The organism is Pyramidobacter piscolens W5455 (assembly GCF_000177335.1).
Classification (GTDB): domain Bacteria; phylum Synergistota; class Synergistia; order Synergistales; family Dethiosulfovibrionaceae; genus Pyramidobacter; species Pyramidobacter piscolens.
This window is the reverse complement of the sequence record NZ_ADFP01000090.1, coordinates 1-14,168: the sequence shown is the minus strand read 5'-3', so window position 1 is coordinate 14,168 and position 14,168 is coordinate 1. Positions and strand designations below refer to the sequence as shown.

The following is a 14,168-nucleotide window of genomic DNA, read 5'->3' as shown; positions in this document are numbered from 1 at the left end:
GCAACTTTTCATTTCACTAACGAGATAACGCGACTCCCGAACCAATCAGAGAAGCAGCCCTCGTGCCGCCGGAACGTCCTGCGACATCCAGACGGACGGCGCCCGCCAGATGGACCTGAGTCATGCCGAGCTGATGGGCCGCATAGGCATGAATCGCGCGCGGCGACATCATGGCCGCCGCTTCGCGCTCCAGATCGCGGCATTCTTTCTCACACGTCTCCAGCTGTCCTTGAACCGCAGAGATCGCCTCGTCCATCCGCTGAGAATCGTTTCTCAGCATCGACAGAAGCCCCAAACACATAATCGAAGTGATGAAGAACATCACTAACGCCTGTCCAAACTTCCCGGAATTTCTTCTCAAATATCTCACACCCTGCGCCATGGTCCGATCCGCCCTTCCGCCTTGTTCGGCACGTTTTTCTTGAGAAAGCCGCGAAGCCGCGCGCTGCGCGATTTTGGATTGCGTTCCACTTCCTCGTCATCCGGAACCTGCCCTTTGCGCGGCTCCAGAACGCCTTTTCCTTCTTCGTTCCACTCTCTGAAGCGCCGCTTGACGATACGATCCTCCAGCGAATGGTACGTTACAACAAGCAGCCGCCCCTCCTCTGCCAGGAGCGAAAACGCTTCGTCCAATCCCTGTTCCAACGCGCCCAGCTCGTCGTTCACCGCGACCCGCAAGGCCTGGAACACCTTTCGCGCCGGATGGCCGTTCATCTTGCGCATTACCGGAGCGGGAATCCCCCGGCGGATCACTTCCACCAGTTCCGCCGTGCTCGTTATCGGTCTTTTCAACCGCTCTTTGACGATCTCGCCGGCGATGCTCCAGGCAAAACGCTCTTCGCCGTATTTCCGAAAAATATCCGCCAGAGATTCTCGCGGAAGTTCATTCACCAACTCCGACGCCGATCGAGTTCCCTCAGCGGGATTCATCCGCATATCCAGCGGTCCGTCCTCGCGGAACGAAAAACCGCGTCGGCCGTCGGCCAGCTGCATATTCGACACGCCCAGATCGAGCACCACACAGTCAACCGCCCGAATCCCGACGGACGCGCAAAGTCCTCCGATGTTCCGAAAATCCCCGTCGAGAGCCAGAAAACGCTCCCCAAAAGGAGCCAGCCGCTGGCAGGCGATGTTTCGCGCCCGTTCATCACGATCGATGCCGACGACTCTCCACCGCGGGGAGCGTTTTAAAAACGCTTCCGAATAACCGCCCAATCCCAACGTGCCGTCAACGATCAACGCGTCGGCTTTGAGGTCCATGCTCTCGACGACTTTCGCCAGGAGCACGGGGACATGCTCAAACTCCAAGGTCCGACACCCCCTCGGCCAGGGAGGTGAAATTCTCCAGCATTTCGTCGTTGCTGGCGGCCCATTTCTCGCTGTTCCAGATTTCCAGATGATCATTGACGCCATTGACGACGACCGCGTCGCTTAACAGCGCATATTTGCGCAACTTTACAGAAAGCAGGATGCGTCCCTGTCCATCCACGGGAAGTTCCTCCGCCGCGCCGAGAAGCGTGCGCATAAACTGGCGTGCCTGTCCTTTTGTGAACGGCAGAGACTGGAGCTTTTGCAGATATACGCTCCATGCGTCCATGGGGTAGACGGCAAGACAATTATCGAGGCCCACCGTGCAGACCACGGTGTCCCCAATCTGGGCGCGGAACTTCGCCGGCATGACGAGTCGTCCCTTATTGTCTATGCGATGGTCGTAGCTTCCCATGAACATGTCCATTTTTCCCCACTTTCTACCACTTTATTCCACCACGGTCAGAATATCGTTTTTTTTGAGGAGGGTCAATAAGCTGAAAGATCCTCTCAATCGTAGCAAAATGAACCCTCGACATATTTGTTGACGACCTATCCGCCCAACAAAGAAAAGGATGACAAAACGAAAGCAAAAAAATTGGATCTCCCCCAATATAGGGAAGATCCATGGCAAATTATCTAAATCTTAGAATTACTAATTACAAAAATAATCCAGATAATTCAAAAAATTATCCGCGCGGCGCGGAACTTCTTGACCATTCACGCTTTTACGGGATGGCGGAGTGGCCCGTAAGCCGGGTTCTGTCTGGGATAGTCATTTATCTAGAACATGCATTGCTGCATGTCTCAAGCGATCTGTACCCGGAGGTCAGCGGGCAGCCTCGGCCCTCCCTATTCGATCTTGCTCCAGACGGGGTTTGCCAGGCACGACAGTCGCCTGTCGCCCGGTGGGCTCTTACCCCACCCTTTCACCCTGACCCGGTACGGGAACCGGGCGGTCTGCTCTCTGTTGCACTTTCCTGTGGCTCGCGCCAACTGGACGTTATCCAGCGTCTTGCCCTGTGGAGCCCGGACTTTCCTCTCCCGTTTGCACGGCAGCGACTATCAGGACCACTCCGGTTCTGAAGTATATCATCGTTTCGTTCTCGCGTCACGCCGGAATTTCCCATCAATGACACTGTTTCTTCACTAGTGCTGATTTTCAGTCAAAAAGCATCATTGAGAATACCGCGCTGGCGCGCGACCGCGCGGCGGTCGAGGCAGTCTTGGGCGAGAAGCTTCTTCGGGGCGCCGTTCGCTGGCCACGAAACTGCTCCGGCAGGAGTATATAGGATGCGCAAATAAAATGAGCCGACCTTCCGGCGAACTGTCCGAAGGTCGGCTCATTTTTTAAAACGCCAAAGCGCCCGTTCTTCAAAATGGACGTCGTCCTTTCGTCCTTTTAGCGCTTTTTTTCAGTCCACGTTCTCGCTGGCGCGCATCGCCTCTATTGTTTTGCCGATCAGTTCGTCAAGCTCCCAGCCCAGCATCTCGGCTCCCTGACGGATCACGTCACGGGAACAGCCGGCGGCGAAACTTTTGTCCTTGAATTTTTTCTTCACGGACTTCACTTCGAGGTCGCTGACGCTCTTGGAGGGACGCATCACCGCCACAGCGCCGATCAGACCGGTCAGTTCATCGGCGGCAAAGAGAATTTTTTCCATCCGGTGCTCCGGCTGAGAGGCAATCCCCGTCAGGCCGAAGCCATGACTGGTCGTCGCATGAATTATGCGTTCGTCGAGGCCGCGCTCGCGCATGATCTCTTCTTCTTTGACGCAGTGCCGCTCGGGATATCTTTCGAAATCGAGATCGTGAAGGATTCCCACCGCCTGCCAAAAGTCGGCCTCATCGCCAAACCCCTGGTCGACGGCAAACCAGCGCATCACATCGCCGACGATACGCCCATGTTTGAGATGAAACTCCCCCTCGTTGTATTCTTTCAACAGTTCATAGGCTTCCTGCGGTGTCGGTATCATCGCCTCGCAACCTCCCTTGAAAATTTTCGGATGAAAGAGCCGCCCCGCGGCGGCGCGTTTTTTATTGTACTCTTTTGCGCGGCGCGAATCAAACCGGCGCGTGCCACTTTAATCCGACCGGCGACGGCTCTATAATAAGGTCATACGTCTTTGCGCGGGAGGGAAACCATATGCTCATCGTCCATCCTCTGGAACCTGTTTTCGACACGTCGTCGCGCGTTTTGATCCTCGGCACCATGCCCTCGCCGAAATCGCGGGAAGCCGGGTTCTACTACGCCCATCCGCAGAACCGCTTCTGGAAGGTGCTGGCGGCACTTTTCAAAAGCGAGATCCCTTTCGGCCGAGAGATTCGGCGGGAATTCGTCCTCCGCCGCCATATCGCTCTGTGGGACGTGTTGCGCTCGTGCGAGATCGAAGGCGCCAGCGACGCCTCGATCAAGCGGCCCGTGCCCAACGACCTATCGGTCGTTCTCGATCGCGCTCCGATTCAGGCCATTTTCTGCACCGGCACAAAATCAGCCGCTTTCTACCGCAAATTGATCGAACCGGTCACGAAACATTCGGCAATAACGCTTCCCTCCACCAGCCCCGCCAACTGCGCCGTATCCTTCGAACGGCTTTGCGCCGCCTACGGCGCCATCCTTCCCTGGCTGTAGGAGCGCGCTCGCGCAAAGGATAAGCGGACGGAAGGCCCCCAGCGCCTTCCGTCCGCTTTTGTGCCGTCGCGTCACGAGGCGGCGATTTTCTCCGTGTCAAGTACGGCCAGCAGGGGCAGGAGCTTTTCCAGCTCCCCCATGCCTTCGATGTCGCCGTCGAGCATCGGCAGCTGCACGATGCCGTACTGTCCGAACTCTTTTTGGATCTGGTCAAGATATTGAGTCTGCTGGGCCCTTTTTTTCTCGAAAAAGCTCCCCGTTTCCGGCGGCATGACGCGGTTGACGATCATCGGCCCCACGGCGATTTCGAATTCATTCATCAGGGCTACGGCCCGCTCCGTTTCGAGAACGGCCAATTTCTCGGCGTTGAGCACAAAGTGGAAGGTCGTCAGGCCGTGATCGGTCAATAATTCGCGGGCGCGCTGGAAACGGTCGCGGCGACGGGTCAGAAGATCGAAGACGGGATCTTCTTTCAGTTTCTCGAGCAGGTCGCGTTCATAATGAGAGGCCAGGCGCATCATATCCATAGCCTTGCGGCGCTTCTCCAGCAGATGCTCCATCCACATGCCGAGCACTTCGGGCAGCGTCAACAGGCGCAGCGTGTGCCCGGTGGGGGCCGTGTCGAAAACGATCGCGTCGTATTTCTTGCCTGCTTGCTCCATCAGATCGACAAAACAATCGAAGATCGCCGATTCTTCCGACCCGGGAGACACATAAGCGATGCGCAGCTGCTTGTCGATCTCCTCCACAATCGCGGGACTGACGATCCGACGCATCTGTTCGCGAATGCCTTCCATGTATTTCTTCGCTTCGAGCGCAGCGTCGATCTCCAGTCCCCAGAGATTCTCCTCGAGCTTGACCACTGAGCTGCCGATTCCGGTGCCGAACGCATCGGCCAGAGAATGAGCCGGATCGGTGGACACCGCCAGCGTGCGCACGCCCCGGCGAGCCAGATGAAGCGCATAGGCCGACGAACACGTTGTCTTGCCGGTACCGCCCTTGCCGCCGAAGAATGTGAACCGTTTATAAGCCATGATTTTCTCCTTAGCCGTCAAATCCGTACTGTCCAGCCTTTTCCGCGATGAGCATCTGCCGGTTCATCATGCGCCGCTCCCAGCCGGGTATATCCGTCGCAATGTAAGGCAGCAGCTCCATCATATAGTAAGAGACCGGATTGGGGATGCCCAGATAATCGCCGAAAAGCAGCAGCATCAACTCGTCGTTGACGTCGTAAGCTTCCTTGCGAACAACGCCCATGCGCTTGTCAAACGAAGCGCCCCAGAAAAAAAGACGGATCCACTCCCACGCGACGGCCATTTTTTCTTTAAAAGTTCCGTTCACTCCGCTTCACCTCTATACATGATCGTCATCTCATCCCGCACAGCTCACCGTTTTGTTTATTATACACCACTCCGGCATATCGGTGAGGCCGAAGAGAGCGGGATATCGTGCCGTTTTTTTCGCGAGCTCCATTCCATCCGGCGAAACCGGCCCCCGCCGTGCGGGCAGTCAAACGTCTTCCATGACGGAACACGAAGCGGCTCTCCCGATGCCCTCTTGCCTGAGTTCCTTCAAAAGATTACAATGAAAATCACAGCATCAAAAAATTCCACGGACATTTACCGGGGCGTTGCTGAAATGGGGTTGATGATCATCGACGCGGTAAAAAGCAAAGAACCGCTTCCACAAAAGCGGAACGGCAAAAAGCGATTTCGTTGGTTTCTCGTTCCCAAGATATTCCTGGCGCTGGTTGCGCTGCTGGTCGGGCTGACCGCCTTTGCGATCTGGGGGGGACCGCTTGCCACCGACATCGTCGCGTTCGGCGCGAAGAAATATCTGTCGAGAATGCAGTACCTCAGCGTCGCTTTCGAAAAGTTCGGCGGCAGCCTCTTTGACGGCTACGAACTGCACGGCCTGACCGTCGGCGATAAAAACGACCCCGCCATCGTCGCCGTGCGAAAAATCTTCGTCGCCGTCGATGCCGAAGAAAGCTGGCGACGGAGCAAAGTGATCCTGCGCGGCGAACTGGAAGGGCTGCGCGTCACAGAGGATCGGCTGACGCGGTTGGCCGCCGCGGCGCAAAAAGAGTTTTCCCCCGCGCGGAAAGCCTCTCGCCCAGATGAGAAGAGCCTGCCGATCCTCTCGATCGTAACGCCGCGAAGTTTCGCCGCCAGCGATCTGTCCGGTTCTCTGGGGTGGAAAGTCGAACGCCTGAGCGTCGAACAGCCGGAACCGGACAAGCTGGCCTACGCGCTGGAACTCGACGCCGATTATTTAAAGGAGCGGATCCGCATCGGCGGCACGTTCTCCGTCACGGAAACGGGACTGCCGGAACGCCTCGACCTGCGTCTCCGCGCGCTGCAAAGCGACGTGCAGATACAGGCGTCGCTGAAAGACGGACAGATCTCGCTGAAAAAACTCGAAGGTACGCTGCTCGGCGCGCCCGTCACAGGCAGCGCTTCCATCGACGCGGCGTCCAAGGATCCGCGCATCGCCGCCGATCTGACGCTGCAAAAGGTCGATTTCAAACCGCTGCGCAAATGGATCCCCGGACTGGGGGCAAGCACTCTGGAGAGCCTTCGGGCGCATATCGCAGGGACGCTGGCCCGTCCGACCGGCACGATCGCTCTGAAAAACGGCGACGTCGCTTACAAAAAGTACCGGGCCGACAACGTGGAGGGCATCGTCGAACTGAACGGCGTCAACGTTCAGGCGGCTCTCTCCGCGGATCTTCTGGGCTCGCCGCTTTCGATCGTCGGCTCGTCGGGTCTGACGCCGGACGCGGCGCTGAACATGAAGGCGACGATGCCCTCGCTGGCGCTGAAAAATCTCGCTTCATGGTTCCCCGAGACAGCCGGCGCCGGGCTTGACGGCACGCTCCGCGCCGAGCTCGGCGTCACAGGTACGCTGGCGCAGCCGAAAGCCCGCCTGTCAATACGTCTGCCGCGCCTGACGGTCCAAAAGCAGTACGTGGTTTCCGACATTGAAGCCAACGTGCTCGCCGGCCCCAAGGAACTGACGGTAGAGAACCTGACCGCCAACGTCTTCAAGGGACGCGTCCAGCTTCAGGGAACCGTCGGTCTGGCCGGCACAACGCCGGCGTTCGACCTGAACGGTCTGGCCGAACGCATCGACCTCGGCGCGGCCGTTCCCGGAGGAACCGTCGCCGGCACGTTCCACGGCAAATTCCATTTGAAAGGCACCGCGGCCAAGCCCGAGATCGCTCTCGATTCCCGCATCGACAAGCTGGACTCCGGCCAGTTCGGCGTCAAAGAAGTCGCCCTGAACGTCAGCGGCGGCAGCGAAAAAATGAACGTGGAGATAAAGGGGCTCACCAAACGCGGCGCGCCTTTCGGCGGCGGCGGAACCCTCCTTCGGCCCCTCGATGCACGCCGCTCGTCGCTCGACCTTCGGCTCGACGTGGAAAAAATGGATCTGACGGAAATCCTTCCCAACACGATGAAATTTGCCGGCAGCGTGACGGCGGCGCTCCTCGTCAACGGCTCTCTTGAAAAACCGCGGCTCAGCGCCGAACTGGAAAGCGAAGAGATCCAGGTCGGCGGCTTCAAGATCGTCAATCCCAAGGGCACGGCCGAGCTGAAAGACAGCCGTGTCGACGTGAAGGCATCGATCGCCGTGGGCGACCGCCGCCCCGAGATCATCGGCACGGTGGATTTCAAAAAGGGAATGAAAGGCGCGTTCGACGTAACGGCTCCCACGGTCCGCCTCGACGCGCTCGATCCCTCTCTGGCAAGCGTCGCGGACGGCCGCGTTTCGCTCGCCGTCCACAGCGAGGTCGACGGCAGCGGCGTCAGTTTCACCGGTCAGGCCGCTTCGCCGCTCATCACCGCCGCGCAGGTGCCGGTGAGCAACGTGCTGATCCCCTTCGCTTTCAGACAAAACAAAGTGCACATCCCCGACGGACAGTTCGAACTCGGCGGCGGCGCGTTCCATGTGAAAGCGGACGGCGACGTGGCCAAGGGAACTTATTCGGTGCAGCTGAACGGCAAGGACATCGATCTGAACCGTCTCGCGGCGTCGTTCGCGCCCCCGGCGCAGATCGCCGGAAAAAGCGACGTCAGCTTCAGGGGCGCAGTCCGTTCCGGCTTGACCACGCTGGTGCAGGGCGACGGCAGGATCCGCGTCCGTGACGTCGTCGTGGACAAATATCCCGGGCAGCTCGCCGTCACCGGCAAAGACCCGTTCAAGATCCAGCACGGCAACGTCTTTTTCAACGTCAACGACGGCGAAGTTTTCGTTCTGCCCGGCAGCGCCATCACGGCATGCCCCGACGACAAATTCTTCCATTTCGTTTCCTTCACCGGCACGGCATGGAAGCGGGCACGCGCGCTCCCCAAACTGGATCCCGCCCTGGTTCCCAAAGACCTGCTGCAGCGCGGCGGCAACGTGTACCACATGCTCGTCAGCGGCAGCGTCAACATGCGCGTTCTCAACGGTTTGCTGGGTGGGCTTGGCGCCGTCATGCAGGCCGGCGTGTCGGGCAACGTTTCCGCCGAAAGCCTCGCTTCCAACTTTCTGCAGAAGTTCATCGGCGGCAGCCTTGCCGCACAGTTCCGCGATTTCGATCTGGAAGTTTCCGGCAAAGACTACGGCGAATTCAACATCGGCCTGATGAAATTCGGCGGCGAAGGCAGCTATGCCGACGTGGCGGCCACCGACTGGACCGAGGACGCAGGGCAGAAAAAAACGTACCAGCGCTACTCTCTCAGTTATCCTCTTCCCGTCGGTCCCGATCCCGCCAAGCTCAAAACGAAAAACGGGAACGGCAAAAAGAAATGAGCGTTCCGTCCCCTGCACGACGACAAAAGACTCCGCAGGTATTCCAGCTGCGGAGTCTTTTGCCGTCGTGTCGCCGTCATGTTATAATTTTTTGCAAAGTTTCGCGCTGTCATTGAATTTCAACGGCGCAGAAGGAGTGACCAGAACATGACGGAAAATTGGAAATCCAGCGCCGACGCGCCGGAGATGGAGGGGCGGCAGTACCACATTCAGTGCACGCCCGGCGACGTGGCACCCTATGTGCTTTTGCCCGGCGATCCGGGCCGCGCCGACGCGATCGCCGCAACTTGGGACGAGCGGCGCTTCGTCGCCGCCAACCGCGAGCACCGCACGTTCACGGGAACGACCGGCGGCGCGCCCGTTTCCGTCACTTCCACGGGCATGGGCGGCCCATCGACTGCCATCGCCGTGGAAGAACTGCTCCGCGTCGGCGCCGACACGTTCATCCGCCTCGGCACCTGCGGCGTCATCCAGGAAGACATCGCCTGCGGCGACCTGATCGTCAACACGGCGGCGGTGCGCCACGACGGCGCCAGCAACCTGTACGTGGAAGACCGTTATCCGGCGTCCGCCGATCACGAAGTGACGCTGGCGCTGATCGAAGCCTGCGAAGAGCTTGGCCTGACGTATCACGTGGGGCTCTCCTGCTCCACCGGCTCGTTCCACTGCGGACAGGGGCGTCCCGGCTACCGCGGCTACCGGCAGTCGTTCTTCGAAAACATCGTCGAGGACCTACGCCGCGCCCGCGTGCTCAATTTCGAGATGGAGGCGGCCGCGCTCTTCACGATGGGCAACCTGTACGGCTTCCGCAGCGGCTGCCTCTGCGTGGCCGTGGCCAACCGGATCACCAACGAGATGGTCTCGTCGCCGCTCGAACCGGCCATGGCCACCTGCAACCGGGCGATCCAGATCCTCTGCGTCCGCGACGCGAAAAAACGCGCCGCCGGCAAAAAATACTGGACGCCGCGGCTCGGCTAGGAGGCGCAGGACGCAACGGCGACGACCGACAGGCGTTTTTTCGCAGAGGAAATTTTTTCCGCGCGCCGCCGGCAAAAGCAATCAAAAAGGGATCTGAACTCATGCCGAGGTCAGATCCCTTTTCTTATTCTCGCGACAAAAACTCTTCCACCGCGCGCACGGTGTCCATGGCGTCGCGGGCATAGCGGTCGGCACCGACGTGACGGGCCAGATCGGGAGTGAGCACCGCGCCGCCGACGATGACGCGCACTTCCGGGCACTCGCGCCGCAGCGCCGCGATCGTTTCTTTCATGCTGGCGACCGTGGTGGTCATCAGGGCGCTGAGGCCGACCACCGCAGCCCCCGTCTTTTTGACGGCGGCCACGATGGCGTCCGACGACACGTCCTTGCCGAGATCGATCACGTCGAAATTGTAATTTTCCATGATCACCTTGACGATGTTCTTGCCGATGTCGTGCACGTCGCCGTAGACCGTCGCGACGATCACTTTGGGACCGCTGCGGGGCGCGCCGCCCTGATCGCCGGCCAGCACGCCCTTCACCACTTCGAGGGCCGCCTTCGCGGCGTCGGCCGATTTTATCAGCTGCGGCAGATAGATTTTCTGCGCCTCGTAATCGCGTCCCACGGCGTCGAGCGCGGGGATCAGCGTTTTCTCGACGATCTCGAGCGGCGGCTGTTTTTTGACGAGCTCGGCCGCGCAGGCGCGGGCTTCGTCTTTCAGGCCGCGGGCGACCGCTTCGCCGAGGCCGCCGGAAAATTTTCCCCGCTCCGAAACGGCGGCGACGGCGCGCGGAGCGAACGCCGTCTCTTCGGGATTGGCGGCGCAGAAATCGATATATTCTTTGGCGTCGCGGTCCTGGGCGCTGAGCACGCGCCAGGCGGCCAGCGTCTCCTGCACGCTCTTTTCGCCGGGGTTGACGATGGCGGCGCTGAGGCCGTTCGCCAGCGCCGCGGCCAGCATCGTCCGGTTGATCAGCGGGCGGCGCGGCAGGCCGAAGGAAACGTTGCTCACGCCCAGCGTCGTTTTGACGGCAAGGCGCTCGCTGACCATGCGCACGGCCTTGATCGTTTCCAGCGCCAGATCCTGCTGCGCGGAGGCGGTCAGCGTCAGACAGTCGATAAAAACGTCGTCTTTGGGGATGCCCAGCGCCGCGGCACGGTCGAGGATTTTCTGCGCCACGGCGAAACGGGCCTCTGCCGTCTGGGGGATGCCGCCGTCGTCGAGGCACAGACCAAGCACGCAGGCGCCGTATTTTTTCGCCACGGGCAGCACGCTGGCAAGGCTGGACTCTTTGCCGCTGACGGAATTCAGCAGCGGCTTTCCCGCGTAGCGCCGGGCGCCCGCTTCCAGCGCCGCGGCGTTGGCTGAGTCAAGCTGAAGCGGCAGGTCGACGGCGCCCTGAAGTTCCGCGACGACTTCCCTGAGCATGGCCGGTTCATCGACGTCGGGCAGCCCCACGTTGACGTCGAGCACCCCGGCGCCTTGTTCTTTTTGCTTCTGCGCCTCGAGCACGACGTAGTCGAAGTCATGCTCGTACAGCGCCTGTTTGAGACGTTTCTTGCCGGTGGGATTGAGGCGTTCGCCGATGATCACGGTGCGGTCGAACGGCTCGACGCGCGTGGCGCTGCATACGCCGCGCAGAGGCGCGACCTTGCGCGGACGCAGGCGGCGGTTTCCGATCATGTCATTGGCGGCGGACAAAAATTCGGGCGTGGTGCCGCAGCAGCCGCCGACAAAAGCCGTCCCCCAGTCGACGAACTGTCCGAGCCAGTTTGCGAACTCGCCGGGGCTCACGTCCCATCCGGAAACGCCGTCGCGCACGACTGGCAGGCCGGCGTTGGGCTGTACGATGACCGGCACTCGCGAATGAGCCGTCAGTTTCTTCACGATCGGCGCCAGCTGCGCCGGTCCCAGCGAACAGTTCACGCCCAGTCCCGACAGGCCCAGCCCCTCGAAAGTCATGATCATGGCCTCCACGGGCGTGCCGAAAAACGTGCGCCCGTCCTCCTGGAAGCTCATGGTCAAAAACACCGGTTTGTCGCTGTTTTCCAGCGCCGCCAGCGCGGAGGCTTTCGCTTCCAGCAGATCGGTAAAGGTTTCAAGCAGGATGCCGTCGCACAGTTCCGCGCCGGCGCGCACCTGACGGGCCACCGATCCGTAAATCTCGTCGAAATCGGCGTCGCCGACGGGAGCCATGGCGCGTCCCGAAGGGCCGACGTCGAGCAGGATCCCTTTGCCTGAAAAGGCGTCCGCGGCGCGACGCGCGATCTTCACGGCCGCTCCGATGACCTGCTCCGTTTCATAGGCCGTTCCCTCGAGCTTGTACGGATTGGCGCCGAACGTGTTGGTCTGCACGAAATCGCAGCCGGCCGCGAAGTACTCGCGATGGATCGATTCGATCAGATCCGGCCGGCTCACGTTCAGGCTTTCGGGAATCTCGCGGAGCTTCAGGCCTTTTTTCTGAAGCATCGTGCCCATGGCACCGTCGAACATGACGACACGGTCAAATTCTTTCATCATGGCAGAAACCGCCCTTTCTTCTGTATTGGCAGGCCGCAAAAGAGCAGTCGTCGCAGCTGCGCTGCCGCCGCTCCGGCGAATCGGAAATTCCCAGCAGAGCCGTCACCGACTTGACGGGGATCATCATGCCCTTCCGCGTCATGGTCAGGCCGATGCGGCGCTCCGCGTCGACAAGCCACAGCAGGTCGCCGGAGAATTCCATGGGAACGTCGCCGTAACCGGGGCTGAAGCGCCGCGTCAGATACTCGCCTTCGCGCAGCGTTTCTTCGACTTCGTCCTCGACTTCATCGCAGAGCGAATCGGCCCACACGGAAGCGCAGGCGTCAAGGCACAGCGCCCGGCTCATGCTGTCGCGCCCGAGAAGCTGCGTGCGCCGGTCGACCTCGGGCCCGAGCGTCACCGCCATGACGACGCAGGAACGACAGTTCGCGAACAACCGCGCCAGATCGCGCGAAGCGCAGCGCACGGAACCGTCGCCGAGAACGACGCCGCTCTCTTCGATCGTCAACGAAAAACGTCCCCAGACTTTGCGCGATTTTGCGCAGCTGCTCAGCTCCGCAAAACCGGCGCGCGCCATCTCCAACATTTCCCCGCGCCCCCGGTCAGGCACGCGGAGATAGCGCAGCGCTTCTTCCAACTGTCTGCGCGTCGGCTCCATCAGGATTTCTTCACCCGCAGCGAATAAAGGATGCCGTGGATGTTCTGGGCGATCTGGCGGGTGACTCCGGCCTTGTTCATGCTGTAAATGTGAATGCCTTCCACGCCCGACGCGAGCAGATCGACGATCTGCGACGCCGCGTAAGCGATCCCCGCTTCCCGGACGGCTTCGGCGTTATGGCCGTAGGCGTCCACAAAACGCCGCACCGCCGGCGGGATCGAAGCGCCGCACATGGAGACCACTTTGTCCAGCATGCTGGCCTGGGTGATCGGCATGATGCCGGCGATGATCGGGACGTTGACGCCGGCTTTCTGCGCCAGATCGCGGAAACGATAAAAGTCGTCGTTGTTCAGAAAGAGCTGGGTGATCAGCGCGTCCACGCCGGCGTCGACCTTTTCCTTCAGATGGGCGATATCGGCTTCCAGCGAGGGCGCTTCGGGATGTTTCTCCGGATAACAGGCCCCCAGCACGCGAAAATCGTAATTTTTCTTGATGTGAGCCACAAGTTCCGCCGCGTGCTTGAAGTACCCGTCCTCGAAATCCGCGTCGGCGCGGCGGTCGCCGCGCAGCGCCAGGATCGTGCGCACGCCTCTTTCCTTCAGTTCCGCCAGCAGCGCGTCGGTCTGTTCCAGCGAACTGCCCACGCAGGTCAGATGAGCGACGGCGGGCAGCAGGTAACGGTTCTGGATCGTGGAGGCGATTTCGATCGTGTTGTCGCGGTTCGAACCGCCCGCGCCGTACGTGACGCTGATCAGATCGGGGCGCAGGCTGGCCAGCGCGTCCACCGTGCTGTAAATCGATTCCAGACTGCCGGTCCTCTTCGGAGGGAAGATTTCGAACGAGAAATTGGGAAGCACCTCTTTAAAAGCGTTGTTCATTCGGACACGACTCCTTTTACCTCAAATTTCCATAAAAAAACAGCCGCCCTGTTCACGACAAGACGGCTGCAAAATTTTCTCGCCCCAGCGGCTTATCGCTGTCAGCAGGACCACCACGTCCGCACGACGCGGACAGGTTGGCGCAGGATCGTTGAGCTGACTCTCTCCCCTGACTCTGGATAAAGGAAAACGATTATTCGGATTTTTGGATAGTACCACAGAATACCGATGGGCGCAAGAGCCCTTTCGCACGGACGCCGGGAGGCTTTCTCGCCCTGTCAGGCGAGAGCCGCTCCCGCTTCCGCGCGGTTCTCGTTCAGTTTTTTCGTCAGCGCCTTGCCCGCGGGCGTCAGCGCGCAGCCGCCGCGGGCCGTTTCGCGCAGCGAGGGCGGC

The 14,168-nt window shown here is 60.3% G+C and carries 12 protein-coding genes and 1 other RNA gene; 3 read left to right on the top strand and 10 right to left on the bottom strand.

Features of this window, described 5'->3' with window-relative positions; genetic code table 11:
* Positions 1–16: 16 nt before the first annotated feature.
* From HMPREF7215_RS08110 to HMPREF7215_RS08095, 5 genes are all read right to left on the bottom strand, one after another.
* Positions 17–280: a hypothetical protein gene (locus HMPREF7215_RS08110; protein ID WP_198004585.1), complete on the bottom strand. Its 264-nt coding sequence runs from the start codon at positions 278–280 to the stop codon at positions 17–19.
* A gap of 86 nt (positions 281–366) precedes the next feature.
* Positions 367–1,308, bottom strand: a complete 942-nt coding sequence (gene rsmH, locus HMPREF7215_RS08105) for a 16S rRNA (cytosine(1402)-N(4))-methyltransferase RsmH (protein ID WP_009165316.1) — start codon at positions 1,306–1,308, stop codon at positions 367–369.
* Complete coding sequence (gene mraZ, locus HMPREF7215_RS08100; protein WP_009165315.1) at positions 1,298–1,735, bottom strand: division/cell wall cluster transcriptional repressor MraZ; 438 nt, start codon at positions 1,733–1,735, stop codon at positions 1,298–1,300. Before mraZ ends, rsmH begins: the two co-directional genes overlap by 11 nt.
* 308 nt (positions 1,736–2,043) lie before the next feature.
* Positions 2,044–2,387, bottom strand: an RNA gene (rnpB, locus tag HMPREF7215_RS12485) — RNase P RNA component class A.
* A 336-nt stretch (positions 2,388–2,723) separates the two neighbouring features.
* Positions 2,724–3,284 carry a hydrolase gene (locus HMPREF7215_RS08095; protein WP_009165314.1) on the bottom strand — a complete coding sequence of 187 codons (561 nt, stop codon included), beginning with the start codon at positions 3,282–3,284 and terminating at the stop codon, positions 2,724–2,726.
* A 170-nt stretch (positions 3,285–3,454) separates the two neighbouring features.
* On the opposite strand from HMPREF7215_RS08095, the gene HMPREF7215_RS08090 reads away from it, so the two are divergent.
* A complete protein-coding gene (locus HMPREF7215_RS08090; RefSeq protein ID WP_009165313.1) occupies positions 3,455–3,940 on the top strand; it encodes a DNA-deoxyinosine glycosylase in 486 nt (161 codons plus the stop codon).
* Between the two features lie 71 nt (positions 3,941–4,011).
* Here HMPREF7215_RS08090 and HMPREF7215_RS08085 read toward each other — a convergent pair whose 3' ends face one another.
* Both HMPREF7215_RS08085 and HMPREF7215_RS08080 read right to left on the bottom strand, forming a co-directional pair.
* Positions 4,012–4,974, bottom strand: coding sequence for an ArsA family ATPase (locus tag HMPREF7215_RS08085; protein ID WP_009165312.1), 963 nt, complete (start codon positions 4,972–4,974; stop codon positions 4,012–4,014).
* Positions 4,975–4,984: 10 nt separating this feature from the next.
* The gene (locus HMPREF7215_RS08080) at positions 4,985–5,281 is read right to left on the bottom strand and encodes a hypothetical protein (protein WP_009165311.1); all 297 of its coding nucleotides are present in this window, start codon (positions 5,279–5,281) and stop codon (positions 4,985–4,987) included.
* 297 nt (positions 5,282–5,578) lie between these two features.
* On the opposite strand from HMPREF7215_RS08080, the gene HMPREF7215_RS08075 reads away from it, so the two are divergent.
* Positions 5,579–8,740: a translocation/assembly module TamB domain-containing protein gene (locus HMPREF7215_RS08075; protein ID WP_156797493.1), complete on the top strand. Its 3,162-nt coding sequence runs from the start codon at positions 5,579–5,581 to the stop codon at positions 8,738–8,740.
* A gap of 147 nt (positions 8,741–8,887) precedes the next feature.
* Positions 8,888–9,718 (top strand): nucleoside phosphorylase, encoded by an 831-nt coding sequence (locus HMPREF7215_RS08070; protein WP_009165309.1) that lies wholly within the window; start codon positions 8,888–8,890, stop codon positions 9,716–9,718.
* Positions 9,719–9,842: 124 nt separating this feature from the next.
* Here HMPREF7215_RS08070 and HMPREF7215_RS08065 read toward each other — a convergent pair whose 3' ends face one another.
* From HMPREF7215_RS08065 to metF, 3 genes are all read right to left on the bottom strand, one after another.
* The gene (locus HMPREF7215_RS08065; RefSeq protein WP_009165308.1) at positions 9,843–12,239 is read right to left on the bottom strand and encodes a homocysteine S-methyltransferase family protein; all 2,397 of its coding nucleotides are present in this window, start codon (positions 12,237–12,239) and stop codon (positions 9,843–9,845) included.
* Complete coding sequence (locus HMPREF7215_RS08060) at positions 12,223–12,825, bottom strand: vitamin B12 dependent-methionine synthase activation domain-containing protein (protein WP_198004584.1); 603 nt, start codon at positions 12,823–12,825, stop codon at positions 12,223–12,225. Before HMPREF7215_RS08060 ends, HMPREF7215_RS08065 begins: the two co-directional genes overlap by 17 nt.
* Positions 12,826–12,896: 71 nt before the next feature.
* Entirely contained in the window at positions 12,897–13,775 is an 879-nt protein-coding gene (gene metF / locus HMPREF7215_RS08055) for a methylenetetrahydrofolate reductase [NAD(P)H] (protein WP_009165306.1), read from the bottom strand.
* Between the last annotated feature and the right edge of the window lie 393 nt (positions 13,776–14,168).

Coding starts and splice junctions, on each gene's coding strand:
- HMPREF7215_RS08090 (WP_009165313.1), top strand. CDS start 3,455: ATGCTCATCGTCCATCCTCTGGAACCTGTTTTCGACACGTCGTCGCGC.
- HMPREF7215_RS08085 (WP_009165312.1), bottom strand. CDS start 4,974: ATGGCTTATAAACGGTTCACATTCTTCGGCGGCAAGGGCGGTACCGGC.
- metF (WP_009165306.1), bottom strand. CDS start 13,775: ATGAACAACGCTTTTAAAGAGGTGCTTCCCAATTTCTCGTTCGAAATC.
- HMPREF7215_RS08065 (WP_009165308.1), bottom strand. CDS start 12,239: ATGATGAAAGAATTTGACCGTGTCGTCATGTTCGACGGTGCCATGGGC.
- HMPREF7215_RS08060 (WP_198004584.1), bottom strand. CDS start 12,825: ATGTTGGAGATGGCGCGCGCCGGTTTTGCGGAGCTGAGCAGCTGCGCA.
- HMPREF7215_RS08095 (WP_009165314.1), bottom strand. CDS start 3,284: ATGATACCGACACCGCAGGAAGCCTATGAACTGTTGAAAGAATACAAC.
- HMPREF7215_RS08070 (WP_009165309.1), top strand. CDS start 8,888: ATGACGGAAAATTGGAAATCCAGCGCCGACGCGCCGGAGATGGAGGGG.
- HMPREF7215_RS08110 (WP_198004585.1), bottom strand. CDS start 280: ATGCTGAGAAACGATTCTCAGCGGATGGACGAGGCGATCTCTGCGGTT.
- HMPREF7215_RS08075 (WP_156797493.1), top strand. CDS start 5,579: ATGGGGTTGATGATCATCGACGCGGTAAAAAGCAAAGAACCGCTTCCA.
- mraZ (WP_009165315.1), bottom strand. CDS start 1,735: ATGGACATGTTCATGGGAAGCTACGACCATCGCATAGACAATAAGGGA.